The organism is Cupriavidus sp. USMAA2-4 (genome assembly GCF_001854305.1).
GTDB classification, from domain to species: Bacteria; Pseudomonadota; Gammaproteobacteria; order Burkholderiales; family Burkholderiaceae; genus Cupriavidus; species Cupriavidus malaysiensis.
In genome coordinates this window covers 389,408-411,118 of record NZ_CP017749.1, presented here as the reverse complement: position 1 = coordinate 411,118, position 21,711 = coordinate 389,408, and the positions used below count along the sequence as shown (strand labels likewise).

At 71.5% G+C, this 21,711-nt stretch carries 16 protein-coding genes; 8 read left to right on the top strand and 8 right to left on the bottom strand.

The features are described from left to right. Nucleotides 1-148 precede the first annotated feature (148 nt). On the top strand, nucleotides 149-919 hold the full coding sequence (locus BKK79_RS21930; RefSeq protein ID WP_071018710.1) for a ferredoxin--NADP reductase: 771 nt from the start codon (nucleotides 149-151) through the stop codon (nucleotides 917-919). A gap of 680 nt (nucleotides 920-1,599) precedes the next feature. Then, nucleotides 1,600-3,234, top strand: coding sequence for a methyl-accepting chemotaxis protein (locus BKK79_RS42070; RefSeq protein ID WP_071018712.1), 1,635 nt, complete (start codon nucleotides 1,600-1,602; stop codon nucleotides 3,232-3,234). A 40-nt stretch (nucleotides 3,235-3,274) separates the two neighbouring features. Here BKK79_RS42070 and pdxR read toward each other — a convergent pair whose 3' ends face one another. The 6 genes from pdxR to BKK79_RS21895 all read right to left on the bottom strand — a co-directional run bounded on the left by pdxR (nucleotide 3,275) and on the right by BKK79_RS21895 (nucleotide 10,717). Beyond that, entirely contained in the window at nucleotides 3,275-4,816 is a 1,542-nt protein-coding gene (gene pdxR, locus BKK79_RS21920; RefSeq protein ID WP_071018714.1) for a MocR-like pyridoxine biosynthesis transcription factor PdxR, read from the bottom strand. Nucleotides 4,817-5,411: 595 nt separating this feature from the next. After that, nucleotides 5,412-5,765, bottom strand: coding sequence for a SorB family sulfite dehydrogenase c-type cytochrome subunit (sorB, locus tag BKK79_RS21915; RefSeq protein ID WP_071018716.1), 354 nt, complete (start codon nucleotides 5,763-5,765; stop codon nucleotides 5,412-5,414). 11 nt (nucleotides 5,766-5,776) lie between these two features. Further along, nucleotides 5,777-7,048 (bottom strand): SorA family sulfite dehydrogenase catalytic subunit, encoded by a 1,272-nt coding sequence (gene sorA, locus BKK79_RS21910; protein ID WP_071038784.1) that lies wholly within the window; start codon nucleotides 7,046-7,048, stop codon nucleotides 5,777-5,779. Nucleotides 7,049-7,126: 78 nt separating this feature from the next. Then, entirely contained in the window at nucleotides 7,127-8,566 is a 1,440-nt protein-coding gene (locus tag BKK79_RS21905; RefSeq protein ID WP_071038783.1) for an NAD(P)/FAD-dependent oxidoreductase, read from the bottom strand. Between the two features lie 28 nt (nucleotides 8,567-8,594). After that, entirely contained in the window at nucleotides 8,595-8,996 is a 402-nt protein-coding gene (locus BKK79_RS21900) for a nuclear transport factor 2 family protein (RefSeq protein ID WP_071018721.1), read from the bottom strand. A 284-nt stretch (nucleotides 8,997-9,280) separates the two neighbouring features. Continuing rightward, a complete protein-coding gene (locus BKK79_RS21895) occupies nucleotides 9,281-10,717 on the bottom strand; it encodes an amino acid permease (RefSeq protein ID WP_071018723.1) in 1,437 nt (478 codons plus the stop codon). A gap of 471 nt (nucleotides 10,718-11,188) precedes the next feature. Between BKK79_RS21895 and BKK79_RS21890 the strand changes: the two genes are divergently transcribed. Beyond that, nucleotides 11,189-12,157 carry an AAA family ATPase gene (locus tag BKK79_RS21890; RefSeq protein ID WP_197524072.1) on the top strand — a complete coding sequence of 323 codons (969 nt, stop codon included), beginning with the start codon at nucleotides 11,189-11,191 and terminating at the stop codon, nucleotides 12,155-12,157. Continuing rightward, nucleotides 12,154-14,100: a cobaltochelatase CobT-related protein gene (locus BKK79_RS21885; protein ID WP_071018727.1), complete on the top strand. Its 1,947-nt coding sequence runs from the start codon at nucleotides 12,154-12,156 to the stop codon at nucleotides 14,098-14,100. The genes BKK79_RS21890 and BKK79_RS21885 overlap by 4 nt, the downstream gene beginning before the upstream one ends. On the opposite strand, the gene BKK79_RS21880 is transcribed toward BKK79_RS21885, so the two are convergent. After that, on the bottom strand, nucleotides 14,028-15,494 hold the full coding sequence (locus tag BKK79_RS21880; protein ID WP_084085043.1) for an MFS transporter: 1,467 nt from the start codon (nucleotides 15,492-15,494) through the stop codon (nucleotides 14,028-14,030). The genes BKK79_RS21885 and BKK79_RS21880 overlap by 73 nt on opposite strands. Beyond that, nucleotides 15,448-16,320, bottom strand: coding sequence for an alpha/beta fold hydrolase (locus tag BKK79_RS21875; RefSeq protein ID WP_071018731.1), 873 nt, complete (start codon nucleotides 16,318-16,320; stop codon nucleotides 15,448-15,450). Before BKK79_RS21875 ends, BKK79_RS21880 begins: the two co-directional genes overlap by 47 nt. A 781-nt stretch (nucleotides 16,321-17,101) precedes the next feature. On the opposite strand from BKK79_RS21875, the gene BKK79_RS21870 reads away from it, so the two are divergent. The 4 genes from BKK79_RS21870 (at nucleotide 17,102) to BKK79_RS21855 (ending at nucleotide 21,347) form a co-directional block, all read left to right on the top strand. Further along, nucleotides 17,102-18,256 carry an RNA ligase RtcB family protein gene (locus tag BKK79_RS21870; protein ID WP_071038781.1) on the top strand — a complete coding sequence of 385 codons (1,155 nt, stop codon included), beginning with the start codon at nucleotides 17,102-17,104 and terminating at the stop codon, nucleotides 18,254-18,256. Between the two features lie 518 nt (nucleotides 18,257-18,774). After that, a complete protein-coding gene (locus BKK79_RS21865; RefSeq protein ID WP_083384433.1) occupies nucleotides 18,775-19,314 on the top strand; it encodes a GlcG/HbpS family heme-binding protein in 540 nt (179 codons plus the stop codon). Between the two features lie 102 nt (nucleotides 19,315-19,416). Next, entirely contained in the window at nucleotides 19,417-20,292 is an 876-nt protein-coding gene (locus BKK79_RS21860) for an alpha/beta hydrolase (RefSeq protein ID WP_198173386.1), read from the top strand. Next, nucleotides 20,289-21,347, top strand: a complete 1,059-nt coding sequence (locus BKK79_RS21855; protein ID WP_071038779.1) for an Ldh family oxidoreductase — start codon at nucleotides 20,289-20,291, stop codon at nucleotides 21,345-21,347. Before BKK79_RS21860 ends, BKK79_RS21855 begins: the two co-directional genes overlap by 4 nt. Nucleotides 21,348-21,711: the final 364 nt, after the last annotated feature.

Here is a 21,711-nt window from a genome sequence, read left to right as displayed (position 1 = left end):
ATAGCGCCCGACGAAGTGGACGTGCTGGTCGACGCGGTGATCGCTTGGCTTGCTGACGCGTCCCATTCGCTGAAGCGGGAGCCGCCCTTGGGGGGCCGTTCCCGCCGTTGGCGCTGCCGTGCCGGCGGATACTGGAACTCGCAAGACTATGAGCAAATTCAATATCGCAACCGTCCAATCTGTCCACCACTGGACCGACACCCTGTTCAGCTTCACCTGCTCGCGCGACCCGGGGCTGCGCTTCAACAATGGCGAATTCACCATGGTCGGCCTGGATGTCGAAGGCAGGCCGCTGGCCCGCGCCTACAGCATCGTCAGCCCGAACTACGAAGAGCACCTGGAATTCTTCAGCATCAAGGTGCAGGACGGCCCGCTCACCTCGCGCCTGCAGCACCTGAAGGTCGGCGACGAGGTGCTGATCGGCAAGAAGCCGACCGGCACGCTGCTGGTCGACAACCTGCTGCCCGGCAAGACCCTCTGGCTGCTGTCGACCGGCACCGGCCTGGCGCCGTTCATGTCCATCATCCGCGATCCGGACATCTATGAGCGCTTCGAGCGCGTGATCCTGACCCACACCTGCCGCCACAAGGGCGAGCTGGCGTACATGGATTACATCAAGCACGACCTGCCGGGCCACGAGTACCTCGGCGACGTGATCAAGGACAAGCTCACCTACTACCCGACCGTCACGCGCGAGGAGTTCGAGAACGAAGGCCGCATCACCGACCTGATCGCCTCGGGCAAGCTGTTCAGCGACCTGGACACCGCGCCTTTCTCGCCCGAGCACGACCGCGTGATGCTGTGCGGCAGCACCGCGATGCTGCGCGACACCGTGGCGCTGCTCAAGCCGGCCGGCCTGGTCGAAGGCAAGAACAGCACGCCGGGCCACTACGTGATCGAGCGCGCCTTCGTCGACTGACGGCACCGGCGGCGCACACGGGGTGGCAGCGTTGCCGCTCCGGCCACGCTGCCTTGCCTCGCCGGGCCGCGGCGCGCTTTCGCCGCGCCTGCCCGCCACGGACGGGCCCCGCTTGCGGGCCGGAGCCGCCATGCCGGATGCCGGCCCCAGCCGTTCGCTGTCCGCTGTCTGCTGTCTGCTGCGCGCCTTTCCCTCCGTTTTTCCCCTCCCGCTTTTCACTCCCGTTTTTCCCTTCGCGTCGTCCGCTTCCCGCCATCCGCCATCGGTCCGGCGCCGCGCGGATGCTGCTCATTTCGTCCCGCCTTGCGCGTGGAGGCGAGTGCGCCCCCGGCTCGTCGCCGAATGCACCGCCGAAGTGTGACTGCCGCCTTTCCGGTGATTTTCTAAGCCAATTCTGACAGTCCAATCCCAGGCGGAAATCGGGCTCTACGCAATTGCACGCCTGGGACTCCGACCCCCCACGAAAGTAGTATGCGGCGACCCCCGCGGGCGACGTAAGGCCCAGCAGGCCAGGTGCCGGCGGCAATGCCTTCGCGGGGGAGGCAGCGCTGCCGGGGCCCGGCCGTCCTGCGTCTCCGGCAGGCTGCCCGGCGCCCGGCACGGCCGGGTCGGCACCGGGTTCCGTGCCGGAGCGTGCCCATCGCCACAACACTTCCGATATCGATTGCGAGGCACTTGTCATGAATCATCTGAAGATCTCCACCCGCCTGATCGTCCTGATCGCCACGCTGTCCGTCCTGCTGGCGGCCATCGGCTCGCTGGGCCTGTGGGGCGTGCATTCCACCGAGGCCGGCCTGGAGTCGGTCTACGTCGACCGCTTGCAGCCGACGCGCTACCTGGCCGACATCAACGACCGCCTGATGCAGGACCGGCTCGCGCTGGCATCGGCCGCGCTGACTCCTGACGCCGCCACCGTCACCGCCAGCGTGGCGGCGGTGGAGGCCAATATGGCCGCACTCGATGCGACCTGGAAGGCCTACCAGGAGACCGCCCTGACCGAGGAAGAGACGAAGCTGGCCGAGGCCTTCGCCACGGCGCGCCAGCGCTTCCTGCGCGATGGCCTGTATCCCGCGCTGGCCGCCCTGCGCGGCAACGACCTCGACGAGGCCCGGCGCCTGGTGGTCGAGCAGCTGCGGCCGCTGTTCGCGCCGGTGCGCGCTGGCGGACAGGCCCTGCAGCAACTCCAGGCCAGCGAGGCGCGGCGCGAGTTCGAGGCGGCCACCGCGCGCTACCTGCGTCTGCGCATGGTCTTCCTGCTGCTGATCGGCCTGGGCGTGGCCGCGGCCGTGCTGGCCGGCCTGCGCATCGTGCAGGCGATCGCGCGGGAACTGGGTGCGGAGCCGCGCGACGGCGCCAGCCTGGCGCGCCGGGTGGCCGCCGGCGACCTGAGCGTGGCCATCGCCCTGCGCGACGGCGACGAAGACAGCCTGATGGCCCAGCTCAAGGTCATGCAGGCGAGCCTGGGCGACGTGGTGGCCGGGGTGCGCCGCAATGCCGAGGGCGTGGCCACGGCCAGCGCCCAGATCGCACAGGGCAACCTGGACCTGAGCCAGCGCACCGAGGCCCAGGCCAGCGCGCTGGAGCAGACCGCGGCGGCGATGGAGCAACTGGGCGTGACCGTGCGCCAGAACGCGCAGCACGCGCGCGAGGCCAGCGAACTGGCGCACGACGCCGCGTCGGTGGCGGCGCGCGGCGGCGCGGTGGTGGGCGAGGTGGTGGAAACCATGCGCGAGATCAACCAGGGCTCGCGCCAGATCGCCGACATCGTCGGCATGATCGACAGCATCGCCTTCCAGACCAATATCCTGGCGCTCAATGCCGCGGTGGAAGCCGCGCGCGCCGGCGAGCAGGGACGCGGCTTCGCCGTGGTGGCCGGCGAGGTGCGTACATTGGCCCAGCGCAGCGCGCAGGCTGCCAAGGAGATCGCCGAACTGATCCATGCCAGCGTGGCGCGCGTCGACCAGGGCACCGCGCTGGTCGACCGCGCCGGCGCCACCATGGAGGAGATCGTGGGCGCCATCGGCGAGGTCAACGCGCTGATGGCCGGCATCAGCACGGCCAGCGCGCAGCAGAGCGCCGGCATCGGCCAGGTGGGCCAGGCGGTGACGCAGATGGACGAGGCCACCCAGCAGAACGCCGCGCTGGTGGAGCAGTGCGCGGCAGCGGCGGAGAACCTGCGCGCGCAGGCGCAGGAGATGCTGCGCGCGGTCGAGGTGTTCCGCCTGCCCGCGGCCGCCGGCGCGGCCACGGCGGCGCCGGCTGGCGCGGCGCAGGAAGCATACCGGGCCGGGGCGGCGCGGGCGTGGGCGGCCTGAAGCGCTGCGCCGGGCCGGTGCCCGGCGGAGGGCGGCGGCGCTAGCGCCGCGGCGTCGCCGCGTGCGCGATCAGCTGGGACAGCAGGCGCACGCCTTCCTCGATGCGTTCCTCGCCGATGGCGGTGAAGCCGAGGCGGAAGTGCGGCGATGGCGCGCCGGCGGCGAAGAAGACATCGCCCGGCTCGATGATCACGCCGTGTGCCAGCGCGGTGGTGGCGAGCTGGCGCGCATCCAGCCCGGGCGGGCCTTCGATCCAGAACGAGGAAGCGCCCGGCGAGTTCTGGATGCGGCACTGCGGCAGGTAGCGCGGCAGCAGCTCGCGCAGCATGTCGGCGCGGCGCTGGAAGATGGGCGCCACGCGCCGCAGCAGCGCGTCGTGGTGGCCCAGCGAGATGAACAGCGCGGTGGCGCGCTGGTTGTTGGCCGGCGGATGGCGCAGCATGTAGCGGCGCAGCGCGCGCGCCTGGCGGATCACGGCCGCCGGCGCCACGATATAGCCGAGGCGCAGCCCGGGCACGAAGGACTTGGACAGGCTGCCCACATAGAGCACGCGGCCGTCGCGGTCCAGGCTCTTGAGGGCCGGGATCGGCTGCGTCAGCGCCGGGTTCTCGGTGTCGTAGTCGTCCTCGATCAGCACCACGTCGTGCTCGCGCGCCTGGCGCAGCAGTGCCTCGCGGCGCTCCAGCGGCATCGTCACGGTGGTGGGGCACTGGTAACTGGGCGTGACGAAGGCATAGTCACACTGGCCGAAGGCCTCGTCCGGGCACAGGCCCGACTGGTCCACCGCGAGCGGCACCACCTCGCGCGCGCGCATGCCGAAGATATGGCGCGCATCGCTGTAACCCGGTTCCTCCAGGCCGACACGCGCGCCGCGCGTCAGCAGGTCGGCCAGCAGGTAGAGCGCGTGCTGGGCGCCGAGCGTGACCATGATCTCGTCCGGCTTGGCCCACACGCCGCGGCGCGGCAGGATGTGCTTCTGCAGCTGCTCGATCAGCAGCGGATCGTCGCGGTCGATCAGGTCGGAGGCCCAGCCGCGGATCTCCAGCACGGCGAGCGCCATGCGCGAGCATTCGCGCCATTCGGCGGTGGGAAAGAGGGCCGGATCGAACTGCCCGTAGATAAAGGGGTAGGGGTAGTTCTGCCACTCGGCCGGCTTGGCGATGGCGTGCAGGCCGGTCAGGTCCGGCAGGCGCGCGCCCCAGTCGGGGCCGGCCGCGGCCGGCGGCGGCTCGGCTGTGCCGGCCGCGGGCGCGGCACCGGTGGCCGCCGGCGTCCCGGCGCCGGGACGCACGGCACGCGGCAACTGCTCGACGACGAAATAGCCGCGGCGCGGCCGCGTCTCCAGGAAGTGCTCCTCGACCAGTTGCTGGAAGGCCAGGATCACCGTATTGCGCGCGATGCCGAGCGTCACCGCCAGCTCGCGGCTCGAGGGCAGCGCGCTGCCCTCGGGAAGCTGGCGCGAGAGGATGGCCGAGACGAGCTGCTGGCGCAACTGCGCCTGCAGGCTGACGCCGGCATCCGGGGACAGCTGCAACAGGCGGTTCCAGAAGGTATTGGTGCCGGTCTTCGCGGGGGTCGCCATGCCGGGTCTGCTGAGGGTGGTGGTGTCCATGGAGCGGTTGGAGGGATTATGGCCGAAGCCGGACGGGCCTGCGGATGCACCCGGGTCGATCGGGCGGATCTGCCGGATGCACCCAGGCGGCCCGGGCGAGCCAACAGGTGTTCTCCCTCTCCCCTCATGAGAGGGCCAGGGAGAGGGGTGGGATAGCAGGGCACCACGCTCAAGCGAAGCCAACGGTGTGGTCCGGCACGCGAGTGCAGGGTCGCAGCCAACGGCGTGGTCCAGTCAGCAGGCGTGGGACGAAGCCCACGGTGCGATGCCAAGCCACCGCGGCGCAGCCAGCGCTCGCCCTCTCCCCCAGCCCCTCTCCCGCAAGCGGGAGAGGGGAGCCCGGGCGCTGGCGAGGCTTGTGCCTTCGCGCCTGCGTGCCGTCGTATCTCCGTATCTCCGTGCCTGTGTGCCTGCGTACCTTCGCGCTGGCGACGGTCTGCTCCCCTCTCCCACATCGTGGGAGAGGGGGCGGGGGTGAGGGCCGGCGCATGCAGCCACGATCACGCCCGCCGCCCACCGGCACCAGCCATCAGCCATCGCCATCCCCCCGCAAGTCCCGCCGCATTCAGCGCTCGGGCGCCTTCGCCCCAGCCGGCCGCTCGGCCCCGTAGGTCTTCACCAGGTAGTCCACCATCGCCGGCATGTCCTCCTCCGGAAACGGCGCGCCGAACGGTGCCTTCATCTTCTTCACGGTGGCTTCCCAGTACGCGCGGCCGAGCGTCGGCGGCTGCGTCAGCACGTACTGTGCCGAATGGCAGACCATGCAGTTGCGCAGCACCAGGTTGTAGCCCGGCAGCGTGCTTTCACGGAAGGTGGCGGTTTCCTGCGGCAGCGTGATGGTCTCCGCGTGCGGCGCGGGGCCGGCGGCGAGCGCGCCCAGGCAGAAGGTGCCGGCGAGCAGGGTATGGTGCATCGTCATGGCATCCTCCTTCAAACCGCGCTGACGCGCGTGGTCTCGACCACGTTGCGCATATAGCCGGGCGGGTTCCACAGCGCCTCCATCGGCTGGCTCTGGCCGATGCGGTTGGTGGCGCGGACCTTGAGCACGTAGCTGCCGCGGCGCGGCGGCGTGAAGGTGGCGGTCCACTCGCGGAAGGCATAGCGCCCGTCGTCGCGCCCGAGCCGGGCAGCCTGCCAGCTGCGGCCGCCGTCGGCCGAGAAGGCCACGTCGGCGATGCCGTAGCCGCCGTCGAAGGCGATGCCGCGCACCGTGACCGCGCGGCCGGCCGCCACGCGCGCGCCGTCGGCCAGGCTGGTGATGAAGGAGCGCACGTTGAAGCGGTTGATCGGCACCGTGCGCGCGGGGGCCGTGCCCGGTGGCACGCAGGCGCAGGGATTGTCGGGGATGCGATAGGCGCTGCTGACCCAGAAGCCGTCGAAGGGCTTGTCGAGGACCTCGATGTCGGACAGGTGCTTGACCCAGTAGGTGCCGTAATGGCCGGGCACCACCAGCCGCAGCGGGTAGCCGTTCAGCATCGGCAGGTCCTGCCCGTTCATGCCCCAGGCCAGCATCACCTCGCCGTCCATGGCGTGGTCCAGCGGCAGCGCCTTGACGAAGTCGGGCCCGTTGCCCAGCGGCGGCTGGTCGAGGCCGTTGAAGCTGACCTGTACCGCGCCGGCCTGCACGCCGGCCTTCTGCAACAGGGCCTTGAGCGGCACGCCGGTCCAGCGCGCATTGCCCATCGCGCCGTTGCCGAGCTGGCCGCCGCCCACGCGCGGCTCGGAGAAGCCGCGGCTGTTGCCGGAGCACTGGTTGACCGCCACCAGCTCGACCGCATCGGCCAGTTGCCGGATCTCCGCCAGCGACAGTTCGAGCGGACGCTCGACCTTGCCGCCCACGCGCAGCCGGTAGCTCTGCGGGTCGATCTCGGTGGGGATGCCGCTCCAGTGGTAGCGCACGAAGAAGGCGTCGTTGGGCGTGATCAGGCTTTGGTCGAAGACCTCGAACGGTGTTTCCAGCTGGGGCGGGCGGCTGGTCAGCAGGATCAGCGGCCGCTTCTGCGGGAAGGCCACCAGCTCGCGCTCGCCGTTGGCGAAAGGCATGGTGACGCCGGCGGCGAGGGCGCCGAACGGCTGCAACGCGGCGGCCGCGCCCGCTGCCGTGCCGAGCGCGCCGAGCGTGCGCAGGGCCTGGCGGCGGCCGCCATGGAGCGGCGGCTCGGCCTGGGCGGGGAAGGGGGCACTGCGGGGTCTTGCTGCCATACCGGTCTCCTCTTGGTCTCGTTCTCGATGCGGCGGCGCGGGCCTGGCTTCCGGCCCGCGCCGCCCTGGCGCGGGCGGCTACAGCACGTCGTCCTTCAGGTGGTACCAGCGGTACAGGAACCACTGTCCCAGGCGCCGGAACGGCGCAAAGGCCTGCGCTTCCACCATCTCGCGCACATTGGGGAAAGGCAGCGCGCTGCCGAAGATGGGCAGGTCCAGTTCCTTGCCCTTGCCCGCCACCAGCGCCGCCATGCGCTTGCCCGCCTGGGCGGAATACATCACGCCGTTGCCGCCATAGCCCATTGCATAGTAGATGCTCTGCGCCGGGTCCGGCTGGAAGATGCGCGGCATCATGTCGTGGCTGACGTCGACCCAGCCCCACCAGGAGTAGTCGAGCGCAATGCCCGCCAGCGCGGGAAACTTGCGCACCATGTCCTGGATCAGCTTCTGCTCGTACTTCTTCTGCGGCGCATCATTGCCGCTGATGGCGCTGCGGCTGCCGATCTGCAGGCGCCCGTCCGGCATCAGCCGGTAGTAGTGGCGCAGGATGCGGGTATCGGTGATGACCTGGCGCGTGCGGAAGTTGCAGGCCTCGATCTCCGCCGCCGTCAGCGGGCGCGTGACGATGGAATTGGAGAGGATGGGGAAGAGCCGGTTCTTCAGTTGCGGGTGCAGCGTGGGCGAGGTGTAGCCGCCGGTCGCCACCGCCACCGCGCGGGCGCGCACGGTGCCGCCCGGGGTGCGCAGGTAGTGCACGCCGCCGCGCGTGGTCCAGCCCTGCACCGGGCTGGCGGGGTGCACGGTGGCGCCCAGCGCGCGCGCGCGGCGCAGGTAGCCGAAGGCCAGCTTGCCGGCGTGGATGCCGATGCCTTCCGGCTCGTGCATCGCGCCGGCCGTTTCCTTGTCGTCCACGTACTCGCGCCGCACCGTGTCGGCATCGAGGATGCGCGCGTCGTAGTGGAAGACCTCGCGCAGCACCTTGGCCTCCTTCTCCAGTCCCGGCATCACCTGGGGCCGGTGCGCGACGTACAGGTGGCCGCCGGGCTGCGGGTCGCAGTCGATGTCGCGGATCAGGTCCTTGAAGGTCTGCATGCCGTCGCACACCTCGCGGTGCAGGCGCAGCGCCGTCTCCAGGCCGTAGCGCTCGATCCACTGCGAGCGCTTGAGGCGTCCCGAGGCGCACTGGGCCTGGCCGCCGTTGCGGGTGCTGCAGCCCCAGCTGACGCGGTTGGCTTCCAGCACCGTGGCCTTGATGCCGTACTCCTGGGCCAGGAAGATGGCGCAGGTCAGCCCGGTGAAGCCCGAGCCGATGATGGCCACGTCGACGTCCACGTCCTGCGTGATCGGGCCGTCGTCCGGCGGCGGTTCGCCGGCGGTGCCGATCCAGTAGGTCGGCGCGTACTCGCGGCCTTCGCCCGGGTTGGGCGCGACCAGCGGATCGTAGGCGGGATCGTAGGGCCGCTGGGGCGCGGTGCTGCATCCCTCGGGCAGGATCAGCCGGGTGGCGATGGCGTCCATGGTGGTCTCCTTGGTCCGGCGTGGCGGCTCAGTTGGCTGCGGGCGCGGCCACCGGCGGGCGGTCCTTGCGGTAGGCGTTCTTCACCGCGATGCGGCCGTCGCGGAAGGTGAACACATCGACCATGCGCGCCTCGATGCGGGTGCCGTCGGCGCGCGTGCCGCGGAAGGTGGATTCGCTGACGCCGCGCTGGCCGCTGACGAAATGCTCGCCGTCGACCCAGGCCGCGTCGGGGAAGGTCTGCCAGGCCAGCAGGAAGCCCTCGCGCACTGCCGCGCGGCCGCGGAAGGCGCGCCCGGTCAGCTCGGGGCCGGCCACCGCGTGGAATTCGCAGTCGTCGGCCATGAAGGCCATCAGTGCGTCGATGTCGTGCCGGTTCCAGGCGTCGTTGAAGGCCTGCAGCGTGGCCACGGTGACCTGCGTGTCGCTCATCTTGTCTCTCCTCGTTCTCTCGGGTGGTGCGGGGAGCCGGCGCTGCCGCCCCGTCGGTGATGCCACCAGCATAGAGAGCGCGGCGGCGATGCTGTAGGGCCAGGCGCGGGAATCGATTGGGCCAGCGGGGCGGGCCGGCGCCGCCGGCTGGTACGGCTGCTGGTACGGCTGGTACCAGGGCCGGCGGCATGGCGGCACGGCGGGGCGCCATGGCTCGGCGCGCCCGCGGAGAGGGAAAGGACGTAGGGGGGAGAAGAGCGGGCCGCGGCGGCGGCCCGCCGTGGTCAGAGCTTGCGCAGGCGCGGGCGCGAGGCGCCGGCCGGCATGGTGGCCTCGGCGTGCCGGCGCAGGTGGCGGCGCAGCAGGAAGGCGCCCAGCAGCAGGCACAGGCTGGCCACGCCCAGCAGCAGCGGCGTGCGCTGGTCGGGGATGAAGGCCATCGCCACCACGATGCTGGCCATGCCCAGGATGGCGAGGTAGGTCAGCCACGGGAAGGCCCACATGCGCACGCGCAGGCGTTCGGGCGCTTCGCGCTCGATGCGCGCGCGCAGGCGCAGCTGGGAGACCGCGATCAGGATGTAGACGAAGATCGCCACGGTGCCGTAGGAGTTGACCAGGAAGGCGAACACCTTGTCCGGCGAGACGTAGGACATCACCACCGCGCCGTAGCCGAACAGCGTGGCGAACAGGATGGCGTTGACCGGCACGCCGCTGCGGCTGACCTTGGCCAGCGCGCGCGGGGCGTCGCCGCGCGCGGTCAGCGCGAACAGCATGCGCGAGGAGGCGTACAGGCCGGAGTTCAGCGCCGACAGCACCGCCGTCAGCACCACCGCGTTCATGATCTGGGCGGCGGCCGGGATGCCCATGGCGTTGAGCGCGCTGACGTAGGGCGTGGCGATGCCGTCCGAGTCCCACGGCACCAGGCATACCACCAGCAGCACCGAGCCGACGTAGAAGACCAGCACGCGCGTGATGACCGAACTGGTGGCGCGCGCCACCGCCTTCTGCGGCTCGCTGGTCTCGGCGGCGGCGATGGTGACGATCTCGGCGCCGAAGTAGAAGCCGGTGGCGGCCACCGCGCCGGTCAGGACCGGCATGATGCCGTGGGGGGCGAAGCCGCCGTGCCCGGTGAGGGTGGCGACGCTGGCCGCCGCGCTGGCGCCGGGCCACATGCCGAGCGCGTAGAGGCCGGCCACGAACAGGAAGACGACGATGGCCGCCACTTTGATCGAGGCGAACCAGAACTCGAACTCGCCGAAGGACTTCACCGAGATCAGGTTGGTCAGCGTGAGCAGCATCAGCAGCACCAGGCTGATGCTCCAGGCCGGCACGCCGGGCAGCCAGAAGCGGATCAGGTCGGCGCCGGCGACCGCCTCCAGGGCCACCACGATGACCCAGAAGTACCAGTACATCCAGCCGCTGAGGAAGCCGGCCAGCTCGCCCACCGCCGGCTTGTCGCACCAGGCCTCGCGCGCGTATTCGTAGAAGGAGCCTCCGCCGGGCATGGCGCACGCCATCTCGCCCAGCATGCGCATCACCAGCACCACCAGCAGGCCGGTCAGCAGGAAGGAGATCACGGCGGCGGGGCCGGCCGAGCGGATCACCACGCCGCTGCCGACGAAGAGTCCCGCGCCGATCACGCCGCCCAGCGCGATCATGGTCATGTGCCTCTGCTTCAGGCCGTGCTGCAGCCCGTTGCCTTGTTGCGGATTACTGCTCATTGCTTGCTGTCTCCAATGCGTCTTTGGGTTGGAAGACGCCGCGCTGTCATGTGCTTTGCTCTTTGTTGTACTACCTTGCGCGCCTGTCGGCATGGTGCCAGAAAGGCGGCAGCGCGTGCGTCGGGGAAAACGGATGCGCGGGCATGTGGCGCATGCCCGGCACCCGAGCGGCGCCATGCGGCCGCGGGGGCGGCGCGCACGGCATCCGGGATGCGGTCGATCTCCTTTTCGTGTTTCCTTTTCTTGTTAATTAAACGGAACGATTAGTCCCGTAAACATCTTTGTTTGAGCGTGACTCTAGGATCTGGTTGCGAGAAGGTCAATGCTGTAAACCATTAAACGGAATGATTTGTACAGAAAAATGAAACGGTACTATCATCCAGGGAGGCGGGCCCGCCGCGTGGCGGGCCGCAATGTGACGCAGACGAGGAGGAAGCCGTGACGGAAAGCGTGATGGCCGGACCGGACCGCATGGTTCCGGTGCGCGAGGTGTTCGGTATCGATGTGCCGCTGCAGGTGCCCGCCTTCAGCCAGCGCGACGAGCATGTGCCGGAGGTCGACCCGGCCTACCGTTTCCAGCCGGAGGCGACGCTGGCCATCCTGGCCGGCTTCGGGCGCGGGCGGCGCGTGATGGTGCAGGGCCGGCACGGCACCGGCAAGTCGACCCATGTCGAGCAAGTGGCCGCGCGCCTGAACTGGCCCTGCGTGCGGGTGAACCTGGACGGCCACATCAGCCGCCTCGACCTGGTCGGCAAGGACGCCATCGTGCTGCGCGACGGGCGCCAGGTCACCGAGTTCCAGGAAGGCATCGTGCCGTGGGCGCTGCAGCGGCCGGTGGCGCTGGTGTTCGACGAATACGATGCCGGCCGCCCGGATGTGATGTTCGTGATCCAGCGCATCCTGGAGCGCGACGGCCGCTTCACGCTGCTCGACCAGAACCGGGTGATCCGGCCGCATCCGGCCTTCCGCCTGTTCGCCACCTGCAACACCGTCGGCCTCGGCGACCTCAACGGCCTGTACCACGGCACCCAGGCGCTCAACCACGCCCAGCTCGACCGCTGGAACGTGGTGGCCACGCTGGACTACCTGCCGGCCGGGGAGGAGGTCGCGATCGTGCTGGCGTGCGTGCCCGGGCTGGCGGGCGCGGGTGGAGCGGGTGGGCGCGAACTGGCCGAGGCGATGGTGGCGGTGGCGGCGCTCACGCGCGCCGGCTTCGCCAGCGGCGACCTGTCCACCCTGATGTCGCCGCGCACCGTGATCGACTGGGCGGAGAACAGCCTGATCTTCCGCGACCCCGGCCAGGCCTTCCGCCTGACCTTCCTCAACAAGTGCGACGAAGCCGAGCGGCCGGTGGTGGCCGAGTACTTCCAGCGCGTGTTCGGGCGCGAACTGGAAATGGCGCTGGCACCCGCCGCACCGCTGCAGAGGCTGGCCGCATGAGCGGCGACGGCAACGACGGCAACGACGGCAACGAGGGCAGGGGTGGCGCCGGCACCGCCGGCACGGCGGCAAACGTCGCGGCCACCCGGTTGCGCCGCCGGCAGGAACTGTGCGCGGCGGCGGCGCGCGCGCTCAGCGGCGACGCCAGCCTGCACTACCGCGCAGGCCGCCTGTCACGCGGCCTGCGGCCGCTGCCGCTGCAGGCCCCCCATCTGCGCGCCGACACCGCCGACGGCCTGGCCGGACAGCGCGGCGCGGCCGACGGCGTGGCGCTGCGCCTGGCGTACTCCGATGCCGCTGTGCACCGCGCGCTCTGTCCGCACGATCCGCTCGAACGGCTGCTGTTCGAATGGCTGGAACAGATGCGCTGCGAGGCGCTGGTGCCGCCGGCGCTGCGCGGCGTCGCCGCCAACCTGCGCGCGCGCTTCGAAGACTGGTCGCGCGGCTTCCACCAGGCGGGCTTCACCGACGGCCACGCGGGCATCCTGCTGTACACGGTGGCGCAGATCGCCTGGTCGCGCGTGCAGGGCCGGCCGGTGCTGGAAGATACCGAAGACCTGATCGAAGCCACGCGCGCGGCCATCGTGCCCGCGCTGGGCGCAGCGCTGGCCGGCCTCAGGCGCCACCGCGCCGACCAGCGCGGCTATGCCACGCATGCACTGGCCTTGTCGCGCCAGGTCGGCGCCATGCTGGCGGCGGCGGGCTTCGGGCAGCCGGCCGCGGCGGAGGACGGCAAGGACGAGGACAGGCAGGCGGCGGTGCGCGCCGCCTTCGCGCTCTGGCTCGAGGTCGACGAGGAGGCCGGCGGCTGGATGGCGGTCGCCGGCGGGCTGGCGGCCGCGCCCGGCATGGTGCACGGCGCCGATGCCTATCGCGTCTTCACCACGCGCTACGACCGCGAGCTGCAGGCCGCGCAGCAGGTGCGGCCAGCCTTGCTGCGCGAATACCGCGAGCGGCTCGACCGCCTGCTCGCCGCGCGCGGGCTGAACCTGGCGCGGCTGGCGCGCGAACTGGCCGCCGCCCTGGCGCAGCCGCGTCCGCAGGGCTGGTCCTTCGGCGAGGAAAGCGGCCGCATCGACGGGCGCAGGCTGGCGCTGCTGGCCGCTTCGCCGGCCGAGCGGCGCGTGTTCCGGCAGGAGCGCCTGCGTCCGCGGGCCGCTTGCGCGGTCAGCCTGCTGGTCGACTGCTCGGGCTCGATGAAGGGGCATGTCGAACTGGTGGCGATGCTGGTCGACACGCTGGCACGCGCGCTCGAACTGGCCGGCGTGCCGGCCGAGGTGCTGGGCTTCACCACTGGTGGCTGGCATGGCGGCCGCGCCCGCCAGGACTGGCTGGCACGCGGGCGCCCGCCCCGTCCCGGCCGGCTCAACGAGCGCTGCCACCTGGTGTTCCAGGAGGCGGCGCGCGGCTGGCGCCGCTCGCGGGCCGGCATTGCCGCGCTGTTCAAGTCCGACCTGTTCCGCGAAGGCATCGACGGCGAGGCCCTGCAATGGGCCTGCGGGCGCTTGCGCGCGCTCGATGCGGGCGGGCCCGGCGCGCGCCGCATCGTGGTGGTGATCTCGGATGGCAGCCCGATGGACAGCGCCACCGCGCTCGCCAACGATGCGCACTACCTCGACCGCCACTTGCAGCAGGTGGTCGCGCGCGAGGAGGCGCGCGGCGAGATCGAAGTGCTGGGCCTGGGGGTGGGGCTCGACCTGAGTCCCTACTACCGGCGCAGCCTGGCGCTGGACCCGGCGCGGCCGCTGGATACCGCGCTGCTGGGCGGCGTGGTGCGCTGGCTGGCCACGCGCGGGCATGCCTTGCCGGCGGACCAGGCCGGGCCGGCGCCGGGCGTCGCCGGGGCCTCCGGCGCCGCCGGCGCGTCCACTCAGGCGGCGGCTTCCGGCGAGGCCCCGGCCGCGCCGGAAGCGCTCTCCGTGCCGCCGTCAGTACCGCGGTAGGTGCGGTCGAGCAGCCAGCAGGCCAGTCCCGCCAGCAGCAGGCACCCCGCGAACAGCTGGTAGGTCAGCCGCGGCGCCCAGCCGGATGCCAGCAGGTAGCCGGTGGCGAGCGGCGACAGGATCGACACCACGCGGCCGAAGCCGATCATCCAGCCCACGCCGGCGCCGCGCGCCGCCGCCGGGTAGACCGAGGGGCTGATGGCGTAGAAGGCGGCGATGCCCCCATTGGCGAAGACGCCGACCGCCAGCGCGAGCGCCAGCGACAGGCCGACCGCGCCGTGGCCCAGCGCATTGGCGTAGGCGAGGAAGGCGGCGGCGCCGCCGCACAGGATGAACAGGGTCGCCAGGCGTGGACGCACCACCAGGGTCAGGGCGGCGAACAGCAGCGCGCCCAGCACGCCGCCGAGCGGCACCAGCACGCCGGCGCGCAGGCCCAGCTCGGGGCTGCCGGTGGCGTCGGCCATCAGCTTGGCGGTCCAGGTGTTGGCGAAGTAGAAGGCGGCCGTCAGCAGCGCGTAGGACAGCCACAGGAAGGCGGTGCGCCGCGCCATCACGCCGCCGAAGATGGCCTGGCGCACGCCGCCGCGCCGGGCCTGCGCGGCGGCCTCGGGCAGCTGCTCCACGGCAGCGTAGCCGAGCCGGCGCGCGATCGCGTTGTACTGCGCCAGCGCGCGCCGGGGGCGCTTGTCCACCAGGTAGTCGATCGACTCGGGCAGGACGGCGATGACCACCACCAGCATCAGCGCGGTGATCAGCGCGCCGAAAATGAAGGGCGCGCGCCAGCCATAGGCGGCGATCAGCAGGCCGCTGAGGGCGCCGCCGAGGGCGGCGCCGGCGGGCAGGCCGATGCCGTAGATCCCCATCACCACGCCGCGCCGGCGCTGCGAGCTGTATTCGGACGCGGTGATGTTGAGCGTGGCCACCAGCGCGCCGATCGACAACCCCGCGAAGGCGCGGAACGCCACCAGCTGCGGTACGTTCTGCGCGGCCGCGGACAGGCCCATGCCAAGCGTGATCAGGACCAGGCAGGCGATGGCGTGCGGGCGCCGGCCGATACGGTCTGCCAGGGGCGACAGGAAGATCGCCCCCAGGGCCGTGCCGAGCACGCCGGCGCTCAGCAGGTAGCCGACCTCCACCGGGCTCAGGTGCCAGGCCTTGGCCAGGTGCGGCGCGACGAAGGCCATGACCAGGATCTCGAACCCGTCGATCATGGTCAGCACCAGGCAGACCGCCACGGTCTGCCACTGCAGCCGGCGCATCGGCTGCGTGCGGATGGCTTCACGAACGTCCATGCTGTTGTCTCTTCCGTAGTGGTTCTGTGGTGGCGGGGGGCGCTGGACGGACGGCTCAGTGCGCGAGGAAGTCGAGCACCATGCGGTTGAACTTCTCGGCATGCTCCCACTGCGCCCAGTGGCCGCAGCGGTTGAAGATGTGCATCTCGGCGTTCTGCATGCCCCAGACCAGGCGCAGGCCCACGTCCATCGGCACGAAGCGGTCGTCGCGGCCCCAGATGACCAGCGCCGGCGCGGCGATCTCGCCCAGGCGGTGGCCCACGTCGGGGAACTGGCGCGGGTTGGCGGCCAGGCTCTTGACGAAGTTCTCCAGGTGGTCGCGCCGCGCCAGCGTGTTGTCCAGGCGGGCCTGGATCAGTTCCTCGGTCAGGCGGCTGGCGTCGTACATGAAGACGTTCAGCATCTTCTTGAGGTTCTCCAGGGTCGGCTCGCGATAGACGCCCTGCAGCAGCTTGATGCCCTCCAGCGGCATCGGCTGGAACAGGCTCGGGCCGCCGGTGCCGCCGCCCATCAGGACCAGCTTGCCGACGCGCGCCGGGTTGGCCAGCGCGAAGGCCACGGCGCTGTGGCCGCCCATGGAGTTGCCGATGATGTGCACGGGGCCCGGGTGGTCGATGGCGTCGAGCACGCCCAGCAGCGCGCGCGCATTGAGCTCGGAGCGCGAGCCGGTGCAGACGATGGTGTCGCTCTGGCTCCAGCCTGGGCAGTCGACCAGCAGCACGCGGTAGCCGGCCGCGACGAAGGGCTCGATATTGCGGCTGAAGTTGGCCCAGCCGCTGGCGCCGGGACCGGAGCCGTGCAGCATGACGACGGTCTCGGCGCCGCTGCCGACGTCGTTGTAGTGGATGCGCAGGTCCTGGCCGGCTTCCTGGATGGTGACGAAGCGGCTGGTGGCGGCTTCGGTGATCGCTTGCGAGGAGGGGGTCATGGTTGGTCTCGTTGATCTCGTTCGGAGAGGGGAACCGCCGCGGCTGGCGGCGGGCGGTCAAGTCATCCGGTAATGCGGTAATGCGGTGGCGCCGGGCGCAAGCGCGGCCGGCCGGTGCCCTCGCGGGGACCGGGCGCGCCTGCGCATCAAGCGTCGGAATAGGCGGCCTGGCGGGGCGGCCAGGCCGGCTGGCCTGTTACCTGTTGCCGCTGCACCGGTCTGTCCGGTGGCAGCAGAAGCGGGGCTTCAGCCGGACGGCGGCTTGCCGTGGTGGTGCGATCGCATGCTGTCTCCTGTGGCCGGTCTCGTGTCCGGATCGAAGGGGTAAGCGCATGCTAGGCGGGTCCGGTCCTCGCGTAAAACGATTCTCGAAAACGTGCAAGGGTTGCACAGCCTTGATGCACAAGGAAAAAAGGCGGCGCCGGTGGAGGCCGGACAGCGCCACCGGCACCCGGGCTCCGGGTTTGCGAGCAGGCGCCGCGGCGCGGCGGGCGCCGGCGCGGCCCGGCCGGCCGGCCGCTGTCGTGCCGTCGCGACAGCGAAGCATTCCACCCGGCCGTGGGGCTTGCCGCGCACACCTGGCCGGCTTAGCATCGCCAACTTGCCTCAACCCAACCGCTATGCAAAGGAGATCGACATGAAGACTGTTCTGATTCTTTGCAGACCGCGCCTCGGCTGACCCTGTTCCCCGTTTCCCGCTCCTGCGCGGGAAGGCTTGCGTTGCCCGGCTCCGGCCTGCCACCTCTGGTTCCTGCTTCCCGCAATCTCTCCGGAAAGGCCTATGGGCAACGGCATCGTGCATTTTGCCGAGGGGATCTCCTTGATCGCTTCGGACGACACCTGGATCGACAGCCAGGCTGTCCATCAACTCCACTCCACCTTTGAGCTGCCCGGCATGCGGCGGCTGGTCGCCATGCCCGGCCTGCATCCCGGCCATGCCTATCCGGCGGGCGCCGCCAGCTTCGCCGTCGGCCGCCTCTATCCGGCGCTGGTCGGCGGCGATATCGGCGCCGGCATGGCGCTGTGGCAGACCGGCGTCGACGCCGCGGCAGCCAGCCCCGAGCGCCTCGACCGGAGCCTGGGCGACCTCGACGGTCCGCCCGATGCCGCCTGGCAGGACGAGGCCGCGCGGCTGGCGGCGGCGCACGGCAGCCACGCTGCCGTGCTCGACGCCCTGGGTGGCCCGGGGGCCGGCAATCCCTTCGCTGAGCTGCAGCAGGTCGACGGTATCGAGGACGCCGCCGCCGTGGCGGCGCTCGGCATCGATCCTGCCCGCCTGCTGCTGCTGGTGCACGGTGGCGCGCGCGGACTGGGCGAGACCGTCCTGCACGAGCACATGGCGCGCTGCGGCCACGATGGCCTGGCGGAAGGCAGCACGGAGGCCGCCGCCTACCTCGCCAGCCACGCGCAGGCGCTAGGCCTGGCGCGCGCCAACCGCGCCCTGCTCGCGCGGCGTGTGCTGGCACGCCTGGGCGGCGGTGCGGGGCAGGCCTTGCTCGACCGGCATCACAACCTCGTGGCGGCGGCCGAAGTGGACGGCGTGCGCGGCTGGCTGCACCGCCGGGGCGCGGCGCCGGCCGACCAGGGCCCGGTGGTGATCCCCGGCTCGCGCGGCGACTACAGCTACCTGGTGCGGCCGCTGCCCGCCGCGCACAGCCTGTTCTCGCTCGCCCACGGCGCCGGCCGCAAGTGGTCGCGTGGCGAAAGCCGCGAGCGGCTGGCGCGGCGCTACACGCCCGACCAGCTCACCCGCACGCGGCTCGGCAGCCTGGTCATCTGCGGCGACCACGCGCTGCGTTACGAGGAAGCCCCCGACGCCTACAAGCCGATCGACAGCGTGGTGCATGCCCTGCGCGATGAAGGCCTGCTGACCATCCTGGCGCGCCTGCGGCCGGTGCTGACCTACCGGATGCGGGGGGCGGGGCAGCGGGGGTGAGGCTCCGCGCCGCATTGGGGCGCGGTGGCGGCGGCACCCGCGTGCCGGAGGCGCGGTCTGGTTCCGCTTCGCTCGCCATCGCGCGGTCTTTGTATCGTGTTCGGCACGGGCGGAGTGTCATCGTGGCGCAATGCGCATGCTGAATGTGGGTTGAGAGCTACTTCTTGTGAGTGCTGGGACATTGCGGGTCCGCCTTGCCGTCCGTCCGGTGGCTTGGAAGTCCGGCCACGCCCGCTGGCAGCCGGGTGGCCCGTAATGTCTCTAATGCGAGCCGTCAGCCGGCCCTGCTGCGCACTTCGGTGATGCATGCCGCCTCGGCCTGGCGCGCCGGACAGGGTGCACGGATGCCGGCCGGACAGAATCGGACCATTGGGCAAGCCAGTGGAGTCTTGGGTGCCTGCGCTGGCACGGCGGGCCTTTACCCTCATGGTCGATGGCCCTGGGGCGGCACGGCGATGTCATGCGAGGCGCCGCTTCGCAACCATCGCGGCCGCCGACTTCACCCCACTGGAGCTCCCATGACCCTGAGCAAAGCCCTGGCTTCCCTTGTCCTGTCCGCCTGCTTCGGCGCGGCGGCATCCGCGTCCGCGCAGCCGGCGGCCCCCGCGGGCACCGTGCCGGCCGCCCACATTTCCCTCGATCAGGCGCAAGCGCTGATCCAGGCCGCGGTGGCCTATGCGAAGTCGCTGCAGACCGGCATCTCCATCGTCGTGGTCGATGCCTCCGGGCATGTGGTGGCCGCTGCCCGCATGAGCGGTGTGCCGTTCGGCAGCTTCGACGTGGCGCGCGGCAAGGCGCTCGCCAGCGTCGCCACCGGCGGCGTCAGCGGGCGCGAGCTGATGGAGCGCTACCGGGCCAATCCGATCGTGTTCGGCCAGATCAGCGCGCTGTCGTATGGCGGGCCGATGTTCCCCTCCCAGGGCTCCCTGCCCATCTTCTTCGGCGACACGCTGGTGGGCGCCGCCGGCGCAAGCGCGGCCTCGTCGCAGACCGACGAGGATGCGGTACGCGCCGGCATCCGGGCCATCGGCGCGCTGGCGGAGCGCGGCGGCCGCTGAGCCGCTCGCACAACGCCGCTGCGCCGGCGGTATCCATGGCCCGCTCGCCCGGGCCGACGACTTCCTGTCAACCCACCCTGGAAACACAACGTGCATACCCCTGTGACATTCGACTCCGACGGCCTCCTGCTGGCGGGAGCCCTCCATCTGCCCGCCGATGCCGAGCCCGGCGAGCGCCGGCCCGCCATCGCGGTCCTGCACGGCTTCGGCAGCAACCAGGACGACGGCATGGTGCAGCTGGCCACGCGCCTGTTCTCGTCGCTCGGCTACGTCGTGCTGCGCTTCGATATGCGCGGCTGCGGCAAGAGCGAGGGCGAGCGGGCCAAGGTGCTGTGCGAAGACCAGGTGGCCGACACGCGCCATGCGGTCAGCTTCCTGCAGGGCCTGCCGCAGGTCGATCCCGCGCGGGTGGCGGTGATGGGCCACAGCTTCGGCGCGGCGGTGGCCGTCTACGCGGCCGGCGTGGATGCGCGCATCGCCGCCTGCATCGCCTCGGCCGGCTGGGGCGATGGCGAAGCCAAGCTGCGCCAGCAGCACGCCGGCGCGCAGGCCTGGCAGCGTTTCGAGGAGATGGTGGCGCGCGGCCGCGCGCAGCGCAGCCAGGGGGTGTCGATGCCGGTGTCGCGCTTCGATATCGTGCCCATTCCGCCCAGCCTGCGCGGCAACCTGCCGGCCGGCTCCTTCCTGGAGTTTCCCTTCGAGGTGGTCGAGAGCATGCTGCGCTTCCGCCCCAATGCGGTGGTCGCGAAGATCGCGCCCAGGCCCTTGCTGCTGCTGCATCCCGCCGACGACTCGGTCACGCCGACCGAGCAGTCGATCGAGCTGTTCCGCCACGCCGGCATGCCGGCCGACCTGCACCTGGTGGCGAATGTCGACCACTTCATCTTCTCCGATGACAACCGCATGGTCCTGAACCTGGTCGCGGACTGGCTGCACAAGTACTTCCCCGTGCGGCGCGAGCGGGAGCAGGCGGCATGAGCGAAGCGGCTCCCCTGCGCATCGATGCCGCGCGGCTGCAGGCCTTCGCCGCCTCGCTGCTGGCCTGTGCCGGCCTGCAAGCCCCGGATGCCGCGCTGGTCGCCGAGAGCCTGGTGTGGGCCGACCTGCGCGGCGCGCACGGGCACGGTGTCGCACGCCTGCCGCTGTATGCGCGCTGGCTGGCCAGCGGCGAGATGGACGGCCAGGCACAGCCGCGCCCCGGCCTGTGCCTGCCGGCGCTGTCCGTGGTGGAAGGCGGGCGCTGCGCCGGCGCGGTCGGCATGCGCGCGGCACGCGAACTGGCCGAAGCCGGGGCCAGGCGCGCCGGGGCCAGCCTGGTGCTGCTGCGCGAGACCACGCATACCGGCGCGCTCGGTTTCCACACCGCCCGGTCCGCCCGGGCCGGGCTGTTCGCCATGGCCATGGCGGCCTCCGGCCCGCTGATGGCTTACCACGGTGCCGCCGCCGCCGGGGTCTCGACCGCGCCGCTCTCGATGGCCTGCCCGGGGCCGTCTGACCCGATCCTGTTCGACATGGCTTCGGGGGCCGTCGCGCTGGGCAAGCTGATGCAGGCGCGCGCCACCGGCATGCCGTTGGCGCCTGGCTGGGCCATCGATGCCGAGGGCAGGCCGACCACGGACGCGCGGCGGGCGGCGACTCCCTTGCCGCTGGGCGGGGCCAAGGGCTCCGGCCTGGCCCTGATGGCCGAGATCGCCTGCAGCCTGCTGGCCGGCCATCCGATCCTTGCCCCGGCGCTCGGCGCGGAGGCGGGCGCGGGGGCAGCGCGCCACACGCAGAATGCGTGGTTCCTCGCCATCGACATTGCCCAGTTGATGGAGCCGGCCCGCTTCCACGCGCAGGTGAGCGAACTGGCCGCGGCCATCCGCGGCCTGCCTCCTTCGGCCGAAGGCCCGCCACGCTTGCCTGGCGAGCGCGGTTATGCCGAAGCGCGGGCGCGCCGCGCGGATGGCGTGGCATTGCCAGGCGCCACCGTGACAGCGCTGGAAGGGCTGGCACGCGGGCTGGAGGTGCCGCCGCCGTGGAGCGGGGCTTGAGCGGGCGGGACCAGGGAGCGTTCCTGGTGCGCCGCCGGCAGCACTTGCCGTGGTGCCCAGGCAACCCTAGGGTATTTCCGATGATTTCCGATGCCGTGCGCTATCTCCTTGTCTTCATTGGAGATTCTCGCGTGGGCACGGCGGCCATGCGACCAGTGTCTGCGATACGCCTCTTGACGCTCCTGGCGCGGCATCGATAATGCGCTGGCGGAATGCAAACGTTTGCATTCAAGCGAGAGGGACTCGATCCCACCCGAGCCGGAACGTCCGCGCCCGCCCCCGCACGCCTGCCTGTGCGCGGGCCCGCGGCGCGGCGGTGCCGGGCCGTCCGCAGGACAGCCCGGCCGGCGCGGTTCACGCGGAG